This window comes from Dactylosporangium sp. NPDC000521 (genome assembly GCF_042898305.1).
Classification (GTDB): Bacteria; Actinomycetota; Actinomycetes; order Mycobacteriales; family Micromonosporaceae; genus Dactylosporangium.
In genome coordinates this window covers 43,174-65,423 of record NZ_JBIAYW010000020.1, presented here as the reverse complement: position 1 = coordinate 65,423, position 22,250 = coordinate 43,174, and the positions used below count along the sequence as shown (strand labels likewise).

General features: G+C 69.6%; 17 protein-coding genes and 1 pseudogene. 9 read left to right on the top strand and 9 right to left on the bottom strand.

What is annotated here, in order from left to right; genetic code table 11:
- Positions 1-290: 290 nt before the first annotated feature.
- A complete protein-coding gene (locus tag ACFY3L_RS42415) occupies positions 291-2,720 on the bottom strand; it encodes a caspase domain-containing protein (RefSeq protein ID WP_389338224.1) in 2,430 nt (809 codons plus the stop codon).
- A gap of 389 nt (positions 2,721-3,109) precedes the next feature.
- Between ACFY3L_RS42415 and ACFY3L_RS42410 the strand changes: the two genes are divergently transcribed.
- Positions 3,110-3,352 (top strand): hypothetical protein, encoded by a 243-nt coding sequence (locus ACFY3L_RS42410; protein WP_389338221.1) that lies wholly within the window; start codon positions 3,110-3,112, stop codon positions 3,350-3,352.
- 208 nt (positions 3,353-3,560) lie between these two features.
- Here ACFY3L_RS42410 and ACFY3L_RS42405 read toward each other — a convergent pair whose 3' ends face one another.
- Positions 3,561-5,969, bottom strand: a complete 2,409-nt coding sequence (locus ACFY3L_RS42405; protein WP_389338218.1) for a beta-propeller fold lactonase family protein — start codon at positions 5,967-5,969, stop codon at positions 3,561-3,563.
- A gap of 49 nt (positions 5,970-6,018) precedes the next feature.
- On the opposite strand from ACFY3L_RS42405, the gene ACFY3L_RS42400 reads away from it, so the two are divergent.
- Both ACFY3L_RS42400 and ACFY3L_RS42395 read left to right on the top strand, forming a co-directional pair.
- Positions 6,019-7,215, top strand: coding sequence for a hypothetical protein (locus tag ACFY3L_RS42400; RefSeq protein WP_389338215.1), 1,197 nt, complete (start codon positions 6,019-6,021; stop codon positions 7,213-7,215).
- Positions 7,216-7,392: 177 nt separating this feature from the next.
- Positions 7,393-8,169 (top strand): Ig domain-containing protein, encoded by a 777-nt coding sequence (locus ACFY3L_RS42395; protein ID WP_389338213.1) that lies wholly within the window; start codon positions 7,393-7,395, stop codon positions 8,167-8,169.
- 526 nt (positions 8,170-8,695) lie between these two features.
- Here ACFY3L_RS42395 and ACFY3L_RS42390 read toward each other — a convergent pair.
- Positions 8,696-8,986, bottom strand: a pseudogene (locus ACFY3L_RS42390) (IS6 family transposase); the annotation flags it as partial.
- 663 nt (positions 8,987-9,649) lie between these two features.
- On the opposite strand from ACFY3L_RS42390, the gene rsgA reads away from it, so the two are divergent.
- Positions 9,650-10,033 (top strand): GTPase RsgA, encoded by a 384-nt coding sequence (rsgA, locus tag ACFY3L_RS42385; protein WP_389338210.1) that lies wholly within the window; start codon positions 9,650-9,652, stop codon positions 10,031-10,033.
- 17 nt (positions 10,034-10,050) lie between these two features.
- Positions 10,051-10,797: a methyltransferase domain-containing protein gene (locus ACFY3L_RS42380; RefSeq protein ID WP_389338207.1), complete on the top strand. Its 747-nt coding sequence runs from the start codon at positions 10,051-10,053 to the stop codon at positions 10,795-10,797.
- Positions 10,798-10,878: 81 nt separating this feature from the next.
- On the opposite strand, the gene ACFY3L_RS42375 is transcribed toward ACFY3L_RS42380, so the two are convergent.
- The 5 genes from ACFY3L_RS42375 to ACFY3L_RS42355 all read right to left on the bottom strand — a co-directional run bounded on the left by ACFY3L_RS42375 (position 10,879) and on the right by ACFY3L_RS42355 (position 13,841).
- Positions 10,879-12,114 (bottom strand): hypothetical protein, encoded by a 1,236-nt coding sequence (locus tag ACFY3L_RS42375; RefSeq protein ID WP_389338204.1) that lies wholly within the window; start codon positions 12,112-12,114, stop codon positions 10,879-10,881.
- Entirely contained in the window at positions 12,102-12,626 is a 525-nt protein-coding gene (locus tag ACFY3L_RS42370; protein ID WP_389338201.1) for a SigE family RNA polymerase sigma factor, read from the bottom strand. Before ACFY3L_RS42370 ends, ACFY3L_RS42375 begins: the two co-directional genes overlap by 13 nt.
- 151 nt (positions 12,627-12,777) lie before the next feature.
- Positions 12,778-12,954 carry a hypothetical protein gene (locus ACFY3L_RS42365; RefSeq protein ID WP_389338198.1) on the bottom strand — a complete coding sequence of 59 codons (177 nt, stop codon included), beginning with the start codon at positions 12,952-12,954 and terminating at the stop codon, positions 12,778-12,780.
- A 29-nt stretch (positions 12,955-12,983) separates the two neighbouring features.
- Positions 12,984-13,130, bottom strand: coding sequence for a hypothetical protein (locus ACFY3L_RS42360; RefSeq protein ID WP_389338195.1), 147 nt, complete (start codon positions 13,128-13,130; stop codon positions 12,984-12,986).
- A gap of 162 nt (positions 13,131-13,292) precedes the next feature.
- Positions 13,293-13,841 (bottom strand): DUF4240 domain-containing protein, encoded by a 549-nt coding sequence (locus tag ACFY3L_RS42355; protein ID WP_389338483.1) that lies wholly within the window; start codon positions 13,839-13,841, stop codon positions 13,293-13,295.
- Positions 13,842-14,050: 209 nt separating this feature from the next.
- Here ACFY3L_RS42355 and ACFY3L_RS42350 point away from each other — a divergent pair, with 209 nt between their 5' ends.
- The 4 genes from ACFY3L_RS42350 to ACFY3L_RS42335 are packed head-to-tail and all read left to right on the top strand — an operon-like array spanning position 14,051 to position 21,402.
- Positions 14,051-17,752, top strand: coding sequence for an NB-ARC domain-containing protein (locus tag ACFY3L_RS42350; RefSeq protein ID WP_389338192.1), 3,702 nt, complete (start codon positions 14,051-14,053; stop codon positions 17,750-17,752).
- A complete protein-coding gene (locus ACFY3L_RS42345; protein WP_389338189.1) occupies positions 17,733-20,354 on the top strand; it encodes a hypothetical protein in 2,622 nt (873 codons plus the stop codon). Before ACFY3L_RS42350 ends, ACFY3L_RS42345 begins: the two co-directional genes overlap by 20 nt.
- A gap of 31 nt (positions 20,355-20,385) precedes the next feature.
- The gene (locus ACFY3L_RS42340; RefSeq protein ID WP_389338186.1) at positions 20,386-20,940 is read left to right on the top strand and encodes a HEAT repeat domain-containing protein; all 555 of its coding nucleotides are present in this window, start codon (positions 20,386-20,388) and stop codon (positions 20,938-20,940) included.
- Positions 20,941-20,949: 9 nt separating this feature from the next.
- A complete protein-coding gene (locus ACFY3L_RS42335) occupies positions 20,950-21,402 on the top strand; it encodes a hypothetical protein (RefSeq protein WP_389338184.1) in 453 nt (150 codons plus the stop codon).
- A 138-nt stretch (positions 21,403-21,540) separates the two neighbouring features.
- Here the strand turns inward: ACFY3L_RS42335 and ACFY3L_RS42330 are convergent, their stop codons facing one another.
- The gene (locus ACFY3L_RS42330) at positions 21,541-22,224 is read right to left on the bottom strand and encodes a hypothetical protein (protein WP_389338181.1); all 684 of its coding nucleotides are present in this window, start codon (positions 22,222-22,224) and stop codon (positions 21,541-21,543) included.
- Positions 22,225-22,250: the final 26 nt, after the last annotated feature.

Genomic DNA, 22,250 nt, shown 5'->3' with positions numbered 1-22,250 from the left:
CCAGCCCGCTGCCGGTTCGACCGCGGGCCCGCTCATCGGCAGGTCCGGTAGCCCTCTGAACTTGCATCCGCTACTCAAGTAGCTGCGACACCGCTCGAAGCAGACCCAATGATGGCCGGAGGCCACGGATGACTCGTCGTCGCTGGGCAGTGTTGGCGGCCGCCCGGTCAAGCGTGTCGACAGCTGTGGAGGGCGGGTTCAGGATGTGGTTGCACCGCCCGGGCCTGCCCGACCAGGGCAACGCTCAATATAAACGTGACACCCTGGCTCTGTTCGCACCTGGCGCCGGCTCAGGAGCGGGCCCTCCGCAGCGCGGCCAGCAGCAGCTGGGTCAGGGCCGCGGACCGGTCCGCGGCCTCCGGGAACCGGGCTCCTGGCTCCAGCGGCTCCAGCCGGAACATCTCCGCCAGGCCGCTGCCCGCTGACCGGGCGGCCGGGACCGTCCCGAGCGCTGAGCACGGGAACAGCTGCACGCGCCGCCCACCCCGCAGCAGCGACATGATCGTGGTCTCGTGGCCGAGGCCGAACGCGATGCCGCACCCGACGGCCGACAGGACGAGGTCGCGGATCAGCAGCGCGTCCGGCTCGTCCTCGGACCGGTCCAGGTGCTCACCGATCGAGTCGACGTCGATGCGGAGGCCGGGCACGTCGACGACGTCCCGCAGGCCTTCCTCGATCAGACCCCAGAACGCGTCGTCGCGGGAGTAGTGGGCGAGCAGCCCGTCGGCGACCTGGTAGACCCGTTGCTCGTAGCCGGGACGGCCGGCGAGCAGGTGGTCCGACAGCTGCGCGTTCCGGCTGCCGGCCGTCGCCAGGTACGCGGCGACGCCGCGGCGGACGCTGCCCCGCCGGCCCAGGTCCTCGAGGTTGCTGCTCCTGCGCAACGCCGCGTGGATCAGGTCGCACTTGGTGATCGCGACCAGGACGTCCGCGCCGCCGGCCGCAAGTGTGAGGCTGCTGCCGATGTCGTGTTCGGTACGTCTGCGCTCGGACCGGACAAGGGCCGACCCGACGGCGGCGGTGGTGCCGGGGCGAAGACTTCCGTCGAGGACATCGTCGGCCCCGTCCTTCAGCAGCGGGTCCAGCGCATCGGCGGCGACCGCCGGATCGATCGCCCAGATCAGCGTGTCGTACCCACGAAGCACATCGGACTCGTGTCCGCCTGCCGCGAACAGCTCTCCCGGCAGATTGTCGAATCCGTTCCAGGTCTGCACGCCTGCGCTGCCGGTGCGGATCACATAGGGCTGGCGACGGCCCAGCCCCCAGCGTTCGGCACGTCGAGCACCGTCGACGACCGTCCTGCGGATGACTTCGCGGATCGCGTCGAGCGCGTCCGGTAGCAGCTCCTGCAGTAGCCGCGCCGGCCGGTTGTCCTCGGCACTGGTCGGTGAGATGGGCCGGCCTTCGCGGAGGGTCTGCGTGTACTCCTCATAGCGGCGGGTCAACGAGTGGTGCTCGAGCGGGCTCAGCTGGAACCTCTGCAGCGGCCGCGCGTCGGCGCGGGGAAAGATGTTCTCGGTGTCGGTCAGGTGCTGGTTCAGCATCCGGACGAGCAGGTACGTCTTGCCGCCGGCGACGATGCCCACGACCGCGGTCATGTTCCAGCGGTCGATCCGGTGCCGGCCCGACGATGGGGTGTGCGGGAAGATGTGACCGTCGGCGCAGAGCCGGTAGGTGTACTCGACCTCGGACTCCACGAACGCCGGTCGCACCGAGACCGCCGGCGGAAGGCTCGTGCCTGGTGCGGTGACCCGCCACGCGAACTCTCCGGAGTGGTCCCGGGCTCCGACCTCCAGCAGGAAGGACGGCGGCGCGTCATATCGCCCGGCCTGAGGATCCCGGCGACCCGGAGCGTCCAGTGCGGCCCCGCAGATCGGGCAGGTGCCGTCCAGCGGTGCCTGCGCCTGCATCTGCGCCTGCTCTTGCGCCGGTGGGGCGGCCGGCGGGCTCTGCGGTTGGCCGGCGGCGGGTCGAGCGTGCGCTACGTTGCGGGCGAGGGCGACCATGCCGCCGTTGTCCAGCGCGCCGCGTTGAGGGCGCGGCCAGCCGCGGGCGTGCAGCCGCCGGTCCACATGACGAAACAGCGTGTCGAGGTCCAGCAGCTCCGGTCCTTGGGGAATGCCCTCCTGCAGCGCCGCGATCAGTTCGCCGGTGAAGGCCGTGTAACGCTGCCCCGACGGAGCGAGCGCCATCCTGGTCCGTGCGGTCGCGGTCAGCGTGCAGGTCCCGAAGATGTCCAGGCCGTCGGGCACCGCCCCCTCGGCGCCCATCCACTGGCCGAGCGCACGACCGCTGTAGCAGCAGTCGAGGATAACGATCTTCCGCCGGGCGCGCGTGGCGTCGAGGAACTCGTCGCGGACCCACTTGTAGGGGATCGAGTCGCGCTTGGGGCGCTCCTGGTCCGCGGAGCCGAGAGCCAGGTACAGCTCCTGCTCGTCGCGTACGTCGATCAGGCCGTGGCCGGCGAAGTAGAACAGCAGCGTGTCGGTCGCCTGCACGGCCTGCTCGTGCAGCACGTCCAGCACCTCGCGGGTGCTCTCCGGCTCGGGCAGCACCACGCAATTGCCGTCTGGCAGGCCCCAACGGCCGGCGTCGACGAGCAGGCCGCGCAGCGCCTCGAGGTTGTGCCGCACGGAGCCGAGGCCATCCATTCGCCGGTATCGCGAGACCCCGACGAGCACCGCACGGGAACCGGCAGGGTCCGGCAGCACTGCGGTCATACCCGATTCAGCCTCCAGCCGGTAGCAGTCGCCAACCGCAACCAGCCGATCACCCACCGATGGCCACCAGCATCCACCGACCCGTCAATCCATCACATCCGATCGGACGAACCCCTTTCCCATCGTTGCCGGTGACCGGAGCGCAGAGACCTGACGCGACCAGCTCGGTATTGAGCGTGTCGGGTTGCCGCCGCCAGCTCCTCGACTTCGGAAATGGGAATGTGCGATGTGACGATTGACGCTGCCCGGCTCGAGGGATGGCAGCGCGTGCGGCGCTTCGCCGTGCCGCGGTGGATGATCGACGCCGCGACGGAGCCGGCTGCCGTTCCTGACCCCCTCCCCATCCGGGACCGCGGAGCAGGTCATCGCCGGCCTCCGGCAGCTCCGCGATGCGCGGCGCGGCCCTCCTGATTACGAGCGCTGTCCAGTACGGCATCCCGTACAACTCGAAGCTCCGGGTAACCGTGCACCTGCTGGCGCACGCGACAACGGTCACCGATCCCACCGAACGGGCCGCAGTCATCGCAGCCATCGTCGACTACCTCAACCAGCCCCACGACCCTGGCACCATCAGGCCGACCCGATTGGAGGACTGGGCCGCCGGCAGGCTGATGCGAATCGCCTTCGACTGAGTCGCCTCGCATGCTGTGAGGCGGCGCCGCACTGTCATCGGCATGAGTGCTTGCCGAGATTGCCAAGCACGGTTGGTCGTGCTGCCGGATCACGTCGCCGGCGTTGTATTCACAGGGCGGGCCGCCGGCCCGGCAACCGCCGTGACGGCGCGCGTGCGATTCGTCGTCCCCGCCTCCGCCCTGCCGTCCATTGTGGTCATCGTATGGCCTATGGGGTCGCGATCCTGGTGACGAAGGCCGCGCTGCCGTCTGCTCGGCCGCAGCCCAGGACCAGGCCGGTGGCGTCGATCTGGGCGACGCTCTGGTGGCCGCACTGCCAGCCGTCGAACTCTGCCAGGCCGGCACTGCCCTGCTTTGGGGTGGACGGCGAGGTGTAGCGGGCAAGCACCTCCTGGGCGACTTGGCAGGTGAGGGTGCCGGTGGTGATGACCAGCTCCGTCGCTCTGCCGTCGAAGCTGCCGCCCGGTCCGCAGATGGTGCCTGGACCTCCCTGCCCGGTCGCGGCAGCGCCGGTCGCGGCCGGGGCGGCGGTCGTGGCGTGCGGGGCCGGCCCGCCGGTCGGCGTGACCACGATGGCGACCGGGGTGCCGGGCAGGCTGATGGGCGCGGCGGCCTTGCCGGTCCTGACGTCGATCACGGTGGCGATCCCCGAGCCGTCGCGGCCAATGCCGGCGACGTAGAGGGTCTCCCCGTTCGCGGTCATGGCCATGAACGTGGGATGCATGCCGATCGGAATCGACGCCCGGGCGAGGCCCGTCACGACATTGAATGGAGTTACGTCGTTGGACGCGTAGTTGGCGACGTAGGCCGTGGCGCCGTCCGGGGTGATGGCGATCGCGTCCGGCCCGCTGCCGACGGAGATCGGCCGACGGGCCGTGTTCGTTGCGGTGTCGATGGCCATGACCGCCGCGCTGGTGTCGCCGGTAACGTAGATGGTCTTGCCGTCGGGCGTGATGGTCATGACCTTCGGCTGTACCGCTCCCGTGAGTTTGATGGCCGGGCGCGCGGTGCGGGTCGCCGTGTCGATCGGAGTGACCGATCCCAGCGTCCAGCTCAGCACGTAGGCGGTGCGCCCGTCGGGGGTGAACACGATCGCGACGGGCTGGCTGCCGACGGTGATCGACGGGCCTGCGGTGTTCGTCGCGGTGTCGATCGGGGTCACGGTGCCGATGTCCTCGACGCCGCCGCCGTTCGCGACGTACGCGGTCCTGCCGTCCGGGCTGATCGCGATGACGCCGGGATGTTCGTCCGTGCGGATCGGTTTGCCCGGGGTGTTCGACGTGGTGTCGATCGGGGTCACCGAGCTCGCCCCGGCGTTGGAGACGTACACGGTTTTGCCGTCCGGGGTCATCCCGAAAGCGTCCGGCGCGGCGCCGACCTTGATCGGTGTTGCCGTCGTGCCGGTCGCCAGGTCGATGGGCGTCACCGTGTCGACGCCGGTGTTGGCTACGTAGGCCCGCTTGCCGTCCGGGGTGACGACGATCGCGAACGGTTTGCTGCCGACGGTGATGGGCTTGCGCGCGGCGTTGGTCGCCGGGTCGATCGGGGTCACGCTTCCGGGCAGGGCGACGGTGTCCGCCAGGGTGAGGACGTAGACGCCCGCGGCGACACCGACCGCGGGCACTCCCGAGGTGGCGGCGGACGCGGCAGTTGCCGGCGCGGTGGTGTCGCGGGAAGGTCGGGTCGCGAGGTATGCCCCGGCTCCCGCGACGAGCACGATGACGACGGCAGCGATTGCGACCAGCCCTGCAAGCCTGGAGCGCCGGCGGGGTGCGGCGGCCACGGGCGGCCACGGGCCCGCGGCACCGAGTACGGCAGCCATCGCGGGATCTGGCGCCAGGCGGGTCTCGACGCCGAGGGTCGCGCGTACGACGTCCGGGGTCGTGGCGGGGATGGTCCCTTCGCCGATGACGTGCACCGCCGCCAGCTGACTGGGCTCCAGGCCCGCGTTGGTGACGGTGGCGAGCAGCTCGAAGGCGGCCCGGCGGACGGTCGCCTCCTGCGGCTCGGCGTCGTCGACGTGTACCGAACCGACGGTTCCGACGGCGACGAAGTCGGCGGCGGTCCGGCGCACGACGAGCATGTCGACGGCGCGGTGACCGAAGTCCAGCACCGCGACGGTGTCGCCCGGCGCCCGGTCGGCGGCGACCCGCCGGGCGGCGGCGATCGGCGCGGCCAGGAACTCCGGTTCGGGCAGCGCAGCTTCCGCGGCCGCCTGGCGCAGCACCGTGAGTGGTGCCACGCCCCAACCTGCCGGGTGGGTGAGCACCAGCCGGTCCGGCGCCGCGGGCACCCGCGCGGCCACCGCCCGTAGCGCGTCCGCGCAGGCACGGATCACCACGCCCTGGTTGTCCGGTGTCGTGCCGGAGAGGGCATCACGCAGCGACAATGTGCCGTCGTTGATTGGCAGGGGTTGGGCGGGGAATTCGACGGTGTCCAGGGTTTCACCGTTGTCAACGACGACGACGGCGGCGACGGTCGAGTCGCCAATATTCACCGAAAGTTTCCATCCGCTCATCTTGTCCGCCTTCCACCGAATTCCGCGGTCCGGGGCAATACATTTCTGGGACGTGCGATCTGAATCTCGACTTTCGTCTGCCCTGATCGGTCGCGCCACCGTACAGTACATTCACCCATCGCCTATCACGAAGGCTGAATCTTCATCAATGAGCGATGACAGCAACGGGGAAGAGCGGCTCGCGGCCCTGCTCCGCGCAGTGGCGGAAATGGCGGACGGCACTCACGGCGGCCTGCTGTGGAGCGGCCTCGCCGATGTGTTCGGCGATCCAGCAACGGCGGAGCTGGTCGCGCTCAGGAGCGCGCCGGACGATGCGGCGGCGGCCGGGGAGCTAGCCCGGACCGTCACGGCCCGGTCCTCCGCCGACGAGGCGTTTCGCGCCGCCTTCGCCGCCTGGCGCGGCCAGCAACGGGTGCAGGCCATCGAGCGGGTCGTCGGCGCACCACCGGACCCGGCCCCGCCCTCACCCCGGAGGGCGGCCGTGCTGACGTTCGCCCGGCAGATACGGCATCATCTCGCGGGACCGTGGGGCCTCACCGTGATCGGTGGCGTCGTCGCGACCGTCGTCAGCGGCCTGCTGCTCAACGCGTTCATCAGCAGCCCCGCGGACACCGCTGCCGGCGCCGCAGCCGACACGCCGGCCGCGTCCTCTCATTCGGCCGGCCCGCCCGTGGTCGTCAACGACGTCCAGGTCATCGACAACCCGTTCTCGCATGGCACCGTCCTGCCGGATGCGGTGACCCTCAACCCCGCGCACCTCACCCAGGTCAGCCAGCACAACGGGGAGGACTTCGCCGCGCTCGTCAAGGAACATCACGGGGTGCCGGTCGACGCCTCGCTCGTGAGTGTGGCCGTGACGGGAAACGCCGATCAGCCGGTGCGGATCGTCGACCTGAAGGTGGTCAACAGAAACTGCACCGCCCCGTTGACCGGCACCTACTTCTTCACCGGCGGGCCGCAGGGCGAGGGCTCCGTCATCCCGATCAGTTTCGACCTCGACATGCGCGAGCCGGTGGCCCTGACCTCCGACGGCCAGGGATACTTCGCCGCCCACACGATCAGCCTGGCACCCGGCGAACAGGTGACGCTGGCGTTCACGTCCGTCACCAAACAGTCATACTGCAGATATGAGCTGCAACTTGTCATTCTCGTGGGTTCGAACAGAATGACGCAAACCGTCAACGACGGCGGAAAACCATTCGAGGTGCTGACGGATCAGCCGTTTGAGAAGTACACCAATCTCTACGTCGGTGGCCTGCGGCACCAGGACGCAGATCCCAACCGGACCGGCTCCTTCATCGCCGCAGACCCGGCCACCTACCACGGCGAAGTCATCAAGTCATAGTCGCTCGTCGACGAGACAGATGACGACCTGCGAGCGCCGACACGCGGCTACCAGGCCAATGGCGCTCCCCCATCGGGCCCTCCGTCTGCAGGCCCCAGTCCCCTCCCGGTTTGGGTCAACGGAGCCCTGAAGGATCGACCATTGCCGACTCCGACGCCTCCGTGCGAACATGCATCGATGCGTGTGAAACTCTTGCATCGCGACAGATCCCGCCTACTGCTGACCATGGCAACGGCTGCCACGTCCATCGCATCCCTGGGCTTCGCCCCACCGGCGTCCGCCGCGGTTTCCGACGGTCACTACTGCGGGTGGATCACGCCGGACAGCCCACCGGGCAAGACTGACTCCAAGACCGTCAACTACACCGCAAGTGTCCAGTGCGACGGTCCAGTGCGTCGCGTCGACCTCACCGTGGAGTTGCTCTACCACGGGCTGGTCAGCGGCCCCGGCCAAACGGTGAACGGCCGTACAGAGGTCTGGCAGAACACCAACCTGACCCTGTTCGGTCTTGGCGTCACCAACCCGGGCACGCTCTGCGAGTCGGGCTACTACTCGGGTCGAGCGACCGCCACCGTCCAATACCTTTCGGGGACTCCGGAGTTCATCACCAGAACGGCAGGGTCTCTGCCGGTATCGCTGACGTGCCCGCCACCGGACATTCCCACACCCCCGCCGAGCGGGGCGGTGACGGTCACCAACCCTGGCACCCAGAGCATGCTCAAGCTGGACACCGTGGCGCTGCAGATGCGGGCCACCGGCGGGAGCGGGTCGTACACCTGGTCGGCGACCGACTTGCCTCCCGGGCTTGCCATCAACCCCTCGACCGGCCTGATCAGCGGCACACTCAGCACCATTGGCAGCCACAACGTCACGGTCACGGCCGTTGGAGGCGGACAGGGCAGTACCACCTTCACCTGGAGCGTCAGAAAAGAGTCCTCCTGCACGCGATGCTGACCAGCTACCCCTACGGAAAGCTCTGGCAAGACGGAGACGGCGCGTATCGTCCGCGGTTCCGGGCCAGTCCCCCTCTCCAACCCCCTCGCTGCGGATTGCAGCGGAGCAATCCCACAGCCGAGGACGGCCGCACCGCCCGGTTCGTTGCGCTGCTGTGGAACAACGGGCAGCGTGTTGCGACGGCCGGGACCCCGAGGCCGGCGGTGAGCCGGAAGGCCGGCCGCCGGCCAGCGCCAGACCGAGCGCTCGCAGGATGCTCCTGGCCGGGGCGGTGCGCCGGGCAGATCGGTGGGTCAGGCCGTCGACCTGCTCGGCGAACCTTGCCACCGCGCAATCGGACTGCGGGCAGACAAAGATCCCCATCCGCAGATGCAGGACAACCTGCCGCCCGCCGACAACGGAGTCGTCGACACACCGCCGGTAGCGGCGGTGCACCCGCCCCGTAAGCCGACCGCAGTCAGGACACCGGGTGCCGTTGCGGCATCTGATCGCGTCGCACCGTGAGCCCGATGTTCTGGCTTGGTCAGATTGCGGCGGCGAGCTCGGTGAACGCCGCGGCGACGCGGAGCCCGCGCGGGGCGTCGACGAACCACCTGTCACCGGGCGCATGCCGGCAGAATCTGGCGGCGTCGGCGAGCAGCGGCGTGAAGCGTTGCACCCACCGGAAGATCGTCACGTGGTCCACCTCGACAACCCGTTCGATCAGCAACTTCCTCCACGTCGCGGTAGGACAGGCCGTAGCGCAGGTACAGCCGGACGGCGACCACGATCACGTCGGCGGGAACCGGAACCCGGCGAACGCCGACCGTAGTGGCAGGACTGGACGCCGGCGGTTCGAGAACTGGCTCGGTCAAGCCTGCCCGACCAGGGCAACGCTTGACGCAACGGATCCAACGCGCCATCCGAGCGGCGCCGGCGTCCACGGAGGGTGTTACCGTACTTGCCGGAGCGATGACCAGTTCGCTTACGGCGATCTGAGGAGGTGTGTTGATGACCGGCATGGAGACGCCCGCTGCGTGCGGTGCCCGGATCATCCTCACCTCCCGGGCCTCGTCCTGACCTTCGCCTGCCTTCCTCCTTCGTAGGAGTGTTCTCGGCACGCCTGTTGTCCGGCGGGGCCCCCGTTCGAAGGTCTCCACCTTGTTTCATCAACCCACTTCATACCCATCTGATCTCTCCCCTCCTGCGCGCGTCCTGACTCTTGCCGACTACGGCTGGGACACGGCGCGTGAGCGCTCCTTTGCCCCGTCGCGGGCCGACGGACTGGTACCGGGCCGCGTCGTGCGGGCCGAGCACGGCCTGTGTGACGTCGTCACCAGGACCGGACCCGTCCGCGCGCTGGTCGTACCGTCGTCGGACGCCGGTGACCGGCCGACGCCGTGCACCGGCGACTGGGTTGCCGTCCGTCCGGCCGGCCCGACGACCTCCGCCACGGTGGTGGAGGTTCTGGAGCGCCGGACCGCCCGTAGTCCGCTCCACCGTGTCGCGTACCTCCCAAGCCCAGGTGCTGGCCGCGAACGTCGACGCCGTGGCGGGGGCCGTCTCCCTCGCCGCCCCGCTCAAGGTCGGGCGGGTCGAGCGGATGCTCGCCCTGGCCTGGGAGAGCGGGGCCACACCCGTGGTCGTGCTCACCAAGGCTGACCGGTGTGCCGGCATCGGCGAGCCGGGCTGCGCCGTGCTGGCCGCCGTCGAGGACGGCTACCTCACCCAGCGGCGCTTCGACAGCTACCACCGGCTGCAGTGCGAGAACACCTATGTCGCCTCCCGCACCGACGCGCGGCTGCGCGCCGAGCGAGAGCGGCCGACGAAGCACGGCGCGCGGCTTCGGCGTGCCCTCAAGCAATCCCCGCACTTCAAGGCATGACGGAAAGGAATCTGGTTATGGACCTTCCCCGCATCTTCACCATCCGTGAGAGCAGCCACCGGATCCACAACCCGCTGACCGCGGACAAGTTCGCCGCCCTAGGCGCATCGCTCCACCTCGCCCCCGGGACACGAGCCCTGGACCTGGCCAGCGGCTCGGGCGAAATGCTGTGCACCTGGGCGCGTGACCACGGGATCACCGGCACCGGGGTCGACATCAGCACGGTCTTCACCGAGCAGGCCCAGGCCCGCGCCGCCGAACTCGGCGTCGCCGACCGGGTCGAGTTCATCCACGGTGATGCCGCCGGCCATGTCGCGGACCAACCGGTCGACCTGGCCGCCTGTGTCGGCGCCACGTGGATCGGCAACGGCGTCGCCGGAACAACCGAGCTGCTCGACCGCAGCCTGCGCCCCGGCGGACTGATGCTGATCGGCGAACCGTACTGGCGGCAGACCCCTCCGGACGAGGAGGCCGCCAAGGCATGCCACGCCACCTCCATCGCCGATTTCCTGCTCCTCCCGGAGCTGATCGAGCAGTTCCAGGAACTCGGGTACGACGTCGTTGAAATGATGCTGGCCGACCAGGACAGCTGGGACCGCTACGCCGCGGCCCAGTGGCTCAACATGCGCCGCTGGCTCGACCAGAACCCGGACGACGAACTCGCCCCCGAAGTACGGGAAGAACTCAGCACCGAGCCCGCCCGCTACGCGCGCTACGGGCGTGAGTATCTCAGCTGGGGAGTCTTCGCCCTCATGAAGCGCTGACACTCCCGTCCCGTGCGGGGCCCAGACGTCATACCGTCTGGCCCCGCACGGGACACGTGGTCACCGCAGTGCTCAAGCCGGCTACCGCATGAGCGGGAACTTGGTCCAGTGCCGGCCGTCCGACGACTGGTACAGCGCGTACGCCATCATGTCGAGCGCGAAGTACCCGTCGCCGCTGCGGTTCCGGCGTACTGGCATCGCCGTCGGTGAGAGGCCGTCCAGGTCCGCTGGGGCGAAGTGGCCGTTGCGCAGCTCGAGATAGTTGAGTTCCTGACCAACCTGCAGCGTGCGGGACGTGCCGACGAAGAGCGTGCCGTCCGCGGCGACGAACGACCTGTAGAAGCTTTCGGTGCCGGTGTACGCGATGACGTCGCCGGTGCGGGTCCAGCGCCCGCCGAGGTGCTTCGAGTAGACGTACACCTGTCGCCTTTCGGGGTCCTCGTATGTCTCGCGGTCCTCGACCATCGCGTAGAGCGTCGTGCCGTCCGCCGACGACTGGACCGAGATGCTTTCGTTGCAGTCCTTGGTGCACGGCAGATCCGTGAACGCGTGGGTCTCCCAGGTACGGCCCCGGTCGTCGGAGAACGCAACCGCCGGCCGCCCGGTGTTCGGCGCCTCGCCGGCGACCACGATGCGGTCGCCGCCAGGCTGGATCTGGCCGAAGGGATCGACAACGTTGACCGCCGACGGCATGATCAGGTCCGGTTGGTGCGCGAGCGGCGAGATCCGTCGGGTCTGCGGATCGACCGTGGACAGCTTGCACGGAGCCAGCGCGACGCGCGCGCGGCACACCACCGCGGCCCCGGCGGGCACGGCCGGCACCGTCGCCGATGCGTCCTCCAGGTCGGCGAAGGTGCGGCCGCCGTCGGTGCTCAGCCGCATCGGCGGTGAGTCGGCGCCGCTCGAAATGGCCTTGGTGAGCACTACACCTACGCTCAACACCGTCACGTCCTGCACCGCGAGACTGCTGCGCGCGGTCCAGGTCCGGCCGCCGTCGTCGGTCCCGAAGATCGTGTCCGCCGCGTGGGCGTACGCGTGCTGCGAATCGGCCACCTCCGCCCAGCCCACTGTGACGGTCCGCGTGGAGACGGACGGAGACGGCGAGTTGCCGACCGACGGCGGGGCGGTGTGCCGCTCGGGCAGCCACACGATCGCGGCTCCCACCGCGAGGATCGGGACGGTCGCAAGCGCGGTCGCAACCACCGTTCGCCGTCGGTGGCGCCGCCGCCCGGCATCGAACAGCGCATCGGACGCGGCGCGCGGCGCCGGTGCCGGCGAGCTCGCAAGGTCGTCCAGCAGATGCCTCAGTTCTGACACGACTCCTCCTTCAGCCCCGCGCTGAGCCGCTCCCGCAAGGTACTGAGTGCCTTGGCGGTCTGGCTCTTCACGGTCCCCTCCGAGCATCCGAGCACCGCGGCGGTTTCGGCGACGTCAAGCCCCTGGTAGTACCGGCAGACGATCGTCGTCCGCTGCCGCGGCGGCAGCTGCTGCAGCGCCGCGGCGAACACCATCCGGCTCGCACTCGACTCGGCGCCGTCGCCGCCGACGTGCCCGTCCGGCACGTCGGCGTACGAGCGCTCCCGCCGCCGCCACGACCTGCGCGTATCGGCGAGAAAGGTCCGGACCAAGCAGGTGCGCACGTACGCGTCGAGCAATTGCACGTCGCGGATCCGATGCCAGCCGGCCGCGACCTTGATGAACGTCGACTGCGTCAGGTCGTCGGCCCAGTGCCAGTCGCCGCACAGCAGATACGCCGTGCGGCGGACCACGATGTGCCGCGCCGCGAAGTACTCCCCGAACCGCCGCCGGGCGTCGTCATCCAGTCGCATCCCGCCTCCTCGGCGTTTAAGTGCCTGGATCGCCCCGCTGCGTTGCCCGCCGCCGCAAAGTTTTCACCGGAAGTCCGGCCTGATCGTAGGCTCAGGCCGCGAAACTCCGGCCGGTGACGCCCGGCACCATGACGGCGGCATGATCGGATACTCAGGCGGTCGGACGGAGCCGCCCCATTTGCTCCAGAAACGGGTTCGGCTGAGGTGCGTACAGGGCGATGAACCCGTCGTCCTCGACATCGAGGACGCACAGGTAGGCGCCGACGTGCCGGGCCAAGTCGATGAAGAAGCCACGCACCGACGGTGATACGACGAAGAGCCGGCTCATGGAGCGCGGCCCACGGGACCGGAATGCGCCTACGGCTGGGAGTTCTCCCGTTGTGCGCGACGCTTCCATGCGTCCTCGATGCCGACGCGAACCGCGGCCCGGACAACGAGGTAGAGCGACACGCAACCAACGGCCCACAGCAGGACCGTGACGCCGGCGGCTCCTGAACTCGACATACCGATGAGCATAGAGATAGGTCGACTCGTCGCGTGCCCACACATCGGCAGATCCGGTCGCCCGTCGCGTGGAAGTGCCGCGCGGATCGCGGCGGCAGGAGGGTGCACATCATGGACAGCGCAGGAACCCGAGGTCGGTGATGCGGAGGCCCGGCTTCGTCGTCAGGCGTCGTCGTTGAGGTAGAGGGCGGCAAGTCGCGGCAGCCGGCGGCGCATCTCGGCGTCGTCGTCGAAATCGAAGTCCCAGTCCGGGTCGAGATCCGGGTAGCTGCCGGTGAGCGCGTCGCCGGGCAGTGGCTCGCCGGTGACGGTTTCGTAGGCGCTCCACGCGATGCTGATCATTTCTTCGCACCAGGTGTCCACGCCGTCGCCTGTGGCGGCCTGGATGACGGCGGGATGGCCGGCGAGACTGTCGGGCGAGGCGACTGCCTGCTCGTAGGTGGTTTGTCCTTGGGCGATGAGCCAGCCGCGGAAGTAGTCGAAGCCGTCGTCGGAGGCGCCGTCGTTGATCAAATATGCGGCTGCCCACAGGTCGGCGCGGTACGACTGCGTGAACAGATCCCACAGTGGTTGGGCAACCGCGAGGATGTCGGCGGGTTCGCGGGCGGTCAGCAGGGCTGCCATGCGAGCAGCGACGTCGTGCGCATCAACCGGCTCTGGCAGGTCGGCTCGTGCCTGGTCGACCAGCCGCCACGCATCATCGGTGTTCACGCGGCTCATTGTGATCATCGGGCGTCTCGTCATGCAAGGGAATGTCCGCAGCGTACCCACACCGGAGCCGCCGCCAGGCACGATCGATCTGGCGGACTCGAGAAAGTCGACGACCCGTAGGCACGTACGAGTGACCCGGCGACGACGAAGGGCAATAATGGGTCAGCTTCGTGAGCCTGGAGGGCCATGTCGACTGGGGTGTCCGCCGGATGACGGCAGGCGACGATACCTGGACGGTCGGCGCGGAGGGCAGCCAAGCCCTGCAGGTCGGGCCTAACAGCACGATGCACGCATACTTCCAGCAGCAGCAGCATGCCATCTCCTGGCCGCACCGGGTCGGGGTTGTGCCGTCGCTGGCGAGTTGCTGGCAGGCTCGGCCGGTCGACGACGCCGTGGCCCGGGCAGCAGAACCGGGGGGCCGGACGATGGTGCTCGCCGGGCCCGCCGGGGCCGGCAAGACCCAGGTGGCCGCGAACCTCGCTCACCGGCTGTGGCAGGACCGGCAGGTCGACCTGCAGGTATGGGTGACCGCAACCGCACCGGCCAACATCGTTGCCGCCTACGCACAGGCCGTCGCCGAGTTGACCGGCATCGCCGACCCGGACCCGGAGCGGGCTGCCGCGCAGTTCCTGGCCTGGCTGGCTCGCACCGACCGGTCCTGGCTGGTCGTCTTCGACGACCTGATCAACCCGAACGACCTGACCGGGCTGTGGCCGCCCGCTCAGCGCCCGCGCGGCCGCGTCGTCGTCACCAGTCGCCGCCGAGACGCCGCGCTGGCCGACGGACGGCACGTGATCGACGTGGACCAGTTCACCCCGGCGCAGGCCGTCGCGTACCTCAACGCCAAGCTCGTCACAGCGGCGCATCTGAACGACGATCCGGACGGCATCGCCCACGATCTCGGATACCTGCCGTTGGCCCTGGCTCAGGCGATCGCCTACATGGTCGACTGGGATCTGTCGTGCTCGGCGTTCCGGCGCCGGTTCACCACCGGGCTGCTGCGGGATCTCACCCCGCTGTCCCTGCCGGACCAGCACCCGGCCATCATGGCCGCCAGTTGGCAGCGCTCGGTCGAGCTCATCGACCGGCTCAGCCCCGGCGGCCTGGCGGGCTGGCTGGTCAAGCTGGCGGCCCTGCTGAACCCGGACGGGATCGTCCCGATTCACCTGTTCAGCAGCGAGGTGGTGGTGGACTTCTGCTCGGCGCGTACCGGGACCGAGGTCACCGCGGACCGGATCCACGACGCGCTGCGGGTCTTGCACCAGACCGGCCTCGCCACCGTCGACGGCCCGCACGACACGCTGCGGATGCACGCCCTGGTCAAGCGGGCCGTGCTGGAGGACACCAGCCAGGACGTCGCAGAAGACCTCGTCCGCACGGCGCACGCCGCGCTGTTCGGCTCGGGGTCACAGAGCGAGCAAGAGCTGCTGTTGAGTGCGACGCCGGCGCTGCTGCGCGGCGCCATTCCGCAACAGATCCGGCGATCCGCCGCCCCGGCCTCGAGTGCGCTCGTCGAGCGGTACCTCCGGGATGCCCACGACGCGCTGTCGGCCCTCGACCAGGAGCCTGCGACTCCGGACGCCACGGTCGCGAGACTTCGGCGGGAGGCCCGGCTGCAGGCGGACGACCTGCTCGCCGAGGCCCGGGAGCCGATCGCCATCGCGGTGATCGGTCAGTATGGCGCCGGCAAGTCCATGCTCGCCGGGACCCTGCTCGGCCGGCCCGACCTGCTGCCGGTGGGTGCCGGCCCCACCACGGGAAACGTGACCGCGCTGCACTTGTCACCCGGCCCGCCGGGCGAGCGGACCACGGTGGCCGGCCCACCGAACATCGTGTACTTCTCCGAGATCGAGCTCCTGCGCTGTCTGGACTACATGGTGGCGGAGCTCGTCGACGCGCTGCGCGCCGCCGGCATGCCTGGCGCGGCCGAGCAGTTCGCCGGGTACGACCCGGTCACCGACGGCTGGGACCGGTTCGACGCCTGGTGTCGCCGGCACGCCTGGCCTGGTGATGGTGCCGGGCCGGCGACAGTCGGCCACGTCCGCGCGATCACGGCGGAACTGCTGGCCGTGCGCGACGCACACCTGGCCGGGCCTGACCTGATCGGAGCTGTGGTCAGTGTGCCGCTGGAACTTGTCGAAGCGGCGCTGCGGCGCGATGACGGCGCGGTCGATCCGGGCCGATTCCCGCAGCGCCAGGGGTTGCCGGCCATGACGCCGAGCGGCGTGCGGCGCGACAGCGCTCAGTTGCGGCGGTCGTTCGCGCTGATCCGGCGGGTTGAATACCGGGTACGCGTGGACCCGGACCACTGGCCGATGGACGGCCTGCACGGTGACGACGAGATCGTGGTGCTGGACCTTCCGGGGCTGGGCGAGGGGCGCTCGGCCAGACGCGATGAATTCCTGTCCCGCGGCGCCCTGCTCTCCTGCCACACCATCCTGGCGGTGTCGAGACCGGGGCAGGCCGGGCAGGGCGTTCCCCTCGCCTTCTACGACATGCTGGAGCAGCACGGCCGCTCCCGCGCCGAGTTGCTGGACTCGACCATCGCCGTCGGCAACGCGTTCGACACCGTTGCGATTCCGATGTTGCCGCCGGGCGGCACGGTAACGGTGGAGATGCTGTGCGAGCGGTCGGACCAGTTCCGCGAACTGTACGAGGCGGCACGCGAACTCACCGGCAGGCGGCCCGGGCGTGTCGTGCTCACCTCCTCGGTGGCGGCCATCGCGACGCTCGACATCGCGACGTCGTTCGCCGCGCACGAGGCGGCGCGGGTCGAGGCCGCCCGCAAGGTGATCGCCGGTCCGGTGGCCCGTTGGGGCGCGATCGGCCGTCGGCTCGCGGCCACCGAGGCCGGCCACCCCTGGGCCGGCCTCGTCGACGGGTTCGCCGCCGACGGCGGCTTCCGCGCGCTGCGCCGAATCATCGAGGACCATGTCGCCGAGCACGGACGGCGGCACAAGCTGGATGACCTGCGCCGTAGGCGGGATCGGCTCGTCAGCACGCTGGAAGGCCTCGACGAGGCGGCGCCGGACCGCCGGCCGCCGCCTCCGGGCTGGGCGCCCGAGCAGGCCCGGGCGACCCTGACCCGGCTCGCCGACGACCTGCGCCGGCTGCATGATTCGGTGTCACGCGTCGTGAACGAGTTCCAGGACCCGTTTGCCGTGCACACGGTAGACGGGAAGCTCCTCGTCGAATCGATGCAGCAGGACACGGCCGCTGCGGTCGCCGCGTGGCCGATCTGGTCCGGCATGCTGTGGCGCGCCGAGGGCGGCACGCGACTCGCAGTGACGGGGCAAGACCCGCTCGGTTCGATCGAGGAGCAGTGCCGATTCACCTGCAACCAGCAGGTCGGCCGAGGCCTCCAAGCATTCTCCGCGAGTGTGCAGGTCTGGATCGCTCGGCGCAACGCGGACGCGGCGGAGCTACGCGAGCAGCTCGCGGACGACTCCGTGCGCGGACTGCTACGCGACGGGCTTGGGCGGCTGACCAACGAGCCCAGCGAGGTCGACGACCGGCTGCGAGGTCTGGATTTCCTGCTCGACTTCACCTGGGCCCGCCAGCGGTTCGATCGCGACGCACAGACGCGGGCAGCCGAGGCGATCGAAAACCGTTCATTCGCCGGGTTGGACGCAGCGCCGTCCGAGGCAGCGTCCTGGATCCAGGTCGTCCGGCTGCGAAGCACGATCAACAACATGGTCACTCGTGCGGTCACCGACCACCTGGCCGAGGAGATCTCGAGGTACCACAAGGAAATGCGCAGGGATCTCATGGTGGCCCGCAACCTGCTGCCGACGATGGCGGAGATCGAGCGCATGTTCCCCCCGCGCGGCGACGCCGACGCGGCCGGCGATTCGCCGCTGCGGCGGCTGGTACGCGAGTGGAAGGAGCGCGATGAGCGAGCAGTTCGTTGAGCCACCCGCGTTGCCTGGGTTCGTGGTGGTGGACTTCGGTACCTCTTCGTCCAGCGTCACGCTCTTCGACAGCAGGTTGCCAGGGGATGCCGACGAGGAGCAGTCAGCGGCGTTGCGGGCCGGGCTCGCCGCGCTGCTAGGGCAGACGCCGCCGGACACCCTGCGCGAGGAGTGGGCGGCCGCTCTCGCCGCTCTCGCCGCGGAGGTCGGCGCCGCCGTACCGGCCGCGGGCGTCACGGACGCCGAGACGCTCGCGGCGTGGCTGCCGGTCGCCGGGGCCAGTGACCGCTCCCTGCTCGACGCGGCCGGTCTCGCGTTCGAGCACCTGCTCGCCGCGGCCGGACCGGCGCTCCAGCGCTGGTTCGCGCCACACCTGCTGGCCTGTTACGACGAGGTGTTCCGGGTGCCGGCGCTGTCCTCGTACCAGCTCAGGCCGGTGGAAGTGGCCCCCAGTGACCCGCGCGGGCTGCCCCGGCGCCGCCTACTGACAACAGCCAAGGCCGACGAGCTGATCGGGCAGGTCTACCGGCAGTTGGTTGAGCAGGCCGAGACTTTCGCGACCAGCGGTACCGAGCCGGTCAGCATCGAGGAGGTCGTCGTCACCCTTCCCGGCGTGACTGCGCCGGCCGCGCGCCGCCGCATCGCCGACGTCATCCGGGAGAGTCTGGGCGGGCCCCACGTGGTGACCTCCTTCGACGAAGCCGTCGCCGCCGGCCTGTTCTTCCTCATGCGCGACCTCGGCCCGGACCCCGAGCGGGGCGTCGAGTCGTTGCTGGCCCGCTCCAGGCGCATCGGCGACGATCCGCCGACGTGGGAGCACAACATGCTGGTGATGGACATCGGCGCCGGTGGTACGGACGTCGCGCTGCTCCGGCTGACGATGGTCGACGCGAGCCGGCAGACCACCGACCGGACACCATCCGGCCGGTGGTACCGGATTCAGCCTCAGGTGATCGCCAGTGCGGGCGACGGGCAACTCGGTGGCGACTACCTCACTCTGCGGACCTTCCACTGGCTCAAGGCCAGGATCCTCGACGCCCTCCTGACCGGGCCTGGACACGTGCAGGCCCGCGCTCGCCTCCGCGAGCGGGTGCGCGCTCTCATTCCCGGTGCCACCGGAGAGGAATCGTTGGCCGCGCGCGTTGCACGGTCGGCAGTCGACGTGCCGGTCCCGGCTGAGCTGCTGGAGGCGCTGCGGGATGTCCTGCCGACCCACTTCCGCAACGACGCCGGCCCAGGTTCCGACCGACGGCTCGCCTTCCAGCGCCTCTGGAAACTCGCCGAGGATGTGAAGATCCAGCTGGGCGCGGCGGGTCGCATCCATCTCAGCCGCGAGCTGCTGGACACGATCCTCGATCCGATGGACCGTGCGGGCCGCCACCATCTGCGTCCTCTGGTGCCACCCGTCGGCATCGATGTGTCCAGTGGTGAGTTCGAGTCCCTGGCTCGGCCGGTGCTGGAAATGATGGCCCGGCTTGCCGGACAGCCGGTGACCACGCTCTCACGTCGCGACGAGGTGCAGCACCTCGATCGGGTCGCCCTGAGCGGCCGGACGAGCACGATGCCGCTGGCGCAGCGGGTGATTGCCGAACATCTGCCCCTCGTGATGCCCGAGCAGATCCGATGGAACCCGGCCTCGCTCACCGTCGCGGCCGGCTACGCGAAACAGGCGGTTTCCATCGGCGCAGGCTGGGGACGTTCGCTCATGAGCCGCAGTCACATCAACGCGACCGAAGAGCTGGCAGCCGGCCGCACGGTAGTCAGCGTCGAGCTGACAACCGAGCCCTACCCGATGCTCCCGTTCGATCTCGTACTGCTGAGACCGGCCTCAGCTATGCACACGCTTGTTCCAGCCGGTACCCGCATGAGCGAGTTCGAGGACGGCGAGCTGATCGCCGCCCGATCGGACTGGTCTGCCCTGCCGCCGCTGGTCGACGTGCACCGGGCGCTCGGCTCCGGCCAGTTCATGCAATGGGCATCGTTCCGATACGAGACCTACGCCCACGACGTCGAGATGGTGTCTCTCGACCGGTCGGTCTGGCTCTCCGACCAATCGGCACGACCACAGATGCAGATCGAGGTCGACCGGGAGCTCGACGCGCGAATCAACATCTGCTGGGGGGAACCGCACTACGTGGTGAACTCGAACGACGCCCTCGACATCCGCGACGGCCTTGCTGAGCACTGCTCGCTGATCGTGGACCAGCAGGTGGTGGTGCCGTCGTGGGATCCGGCGGCACCACTGACGGAACGGTTCCCGCTGTTCGTGCACGAGACCGGCGACGTGCAGAGCCCCGCGATTCCCGCTCTCGTCGCGGTGCTACCACCGGCCAGCCACGGCGGATACACCTTCCAGCTGCGACGACCCGACGGCAGCCTGTCCCCTGCCGGCGTGCTGCGATGCGATCCGGTGGCCGGCCAGTATGTGATCACGCTCGACGTGCGTGGCCGGCTGGCCCTCCATCGCGGCTGGCCCCCCTACTGGCGGGCCGCCAACCTGCGTTCCGTGGAGCAGACCCCAGGCGCGGTCTTCTCCACCAGGATGCTCGCCGGCGCGGACTGGCTGCGCGTGGGCTGGGACCCGTTCAGCGGCACGCACTGAACGTCGGGACAGGTCGAAGTCTGAAGGAGCTGTGACTGCTGATGATGACGCTGTCGTGCGGGCGACCGCCTGTGACCTGCTCGGTGTGCTCAGCGGACGACACGACGACGTCCAGGGCGACGTGGCGACCGCCCTGATCGCGCTCGCCGTGACCGAGGTCGACGACGACGTGCAGTGGTCTATCGCCCGGGCGTTGGGCGCCACCCACGACGGCCGCGCGGTGACCGCACTGGTGGACCTGGCCGGGCACGCCGATTCCGATGTGCGGTTCCAGGCCGCGCTGTCGCTGCCTTTGGTCCTCACCGTCAGCGACAGCGGCGCGGGCGTGGCGGCGCTGATCGCACTCTGTGCCGACGACGATCCCGAGGTGCGCAACTGGGCGACGTTCGGACTGGGCTGGACTCGCGCCATCGACGGTGATGATGTACGGCAGGCGCTGAGCCTGTTCGACGCCGTGCACGCGCAGCGCCCCGACCTGGACATCGCCATCTTCGGGGAGCGCTGCGAAGTCGGCCTGTGGCTTGGCGCATGTCGCCGTCCCGGCGGAGGTAGCGGGCGGCCGCTATGGAGCTGGTTTGAGGCGTAGATTGCGGCCGTGCAACTCCGTCCGGAACTCAGCCCGCCTGTCATTCCCAGCGATCGCATCAACGACCTGTGCGCCGCGATCCACTCCATCGAAGAGCTCCTGGAGTCCGGCGCCGACGCGAGTGCCGAGATCGCAGCGTTCAACGAGGACACCCGGCACACCTACGAGCCGTACCACTTCATGACGTACTGGTCGTCGCGCAACGTCGAAGATTTCGCGTTGGAGGCCGCCCGGCCGGCGTGGCCCAAGGTGCCAGACGTGAGCCGGGAGGAACTGGTGGAGATCGTCCGCCGCATCCAGTCGATGGACGCCGACACGAACTACTACCTGCTCCTCCTCGAGACCAACACCGTCCGCCCGGGAGTCAGTGACCTCATCCACTGGCCGCCTCCCGAACTCGTGGACGCCCCACCCGAGGCCATCGTCGACGAGGCACTTCGCTACCGACCGGTGGCGCTGTAGCACTGTTCATCGAACAGATGATCACGCCACGACCCGACACATGCCATGCCATGTGCGAGCGCGTGGAACGAGGACCTTCAGAAGGCTTGCAGTCGCACCCTCACGGGATCCGACACCTGTAATCTTGAGGACGAGTGCTCAGGGTGCCAGCAGTTCTGTAACCAACTGCCGCTCGGCCGCCGAGAGCGCGAATGGGCCAGCCGGATTGCGCGGCGCGTCGTCCATGTCGGGCACGCCTGCTACCCACGGCACGCGCCCCCAGAACACAACCTCATCGGAGACGGCCAGCGCGGCCAGCTTCGCAGTGTCGCCCGTGGCGCCCAGCGTCCGCATCGCGTCCGAGAGCACCGACACCGCCTCCGGCGTGTCGGCCGCCTCGTCACCGAACGCCGGCGCGAGCAGTAACAAGGTCTGCGCTCGCCGGACCCGGTCGGGCTGCCGCCCAGCGACGGCGACCAGCTCTGGCCAGGACAGCCCAGGCCCTCGCTGGTGCCCCTCCAAACTCGCGATCTCGATGACCTTCCGGCCGGATCCGGGCACGACGAGGTAGTCCACCCCGCCGTCGTCGGCGAAGTTGCGGAACACCACCGCGAGCTCGGCGTCGCCGCGAAGCTCGATCCGGAACACGGGCCACGATTGAGAGGCGTAGAGATCCTTCATTCGTTCGGTCACAACCGCTTCCGGCACGCCCCACGCCCGTGGCAGTACCTCGTCATCGTCGATGAACTGCTCCCGCCAGTGCGCCGCCCAGAAGCCGGGCCGCTCGGCGATGTGCCACCCGTCGACGGTGAGCGCCGCGACGTCCACCTCGTCCGGGAACATGTCCGCGTAACGAGGAAGGATCATGG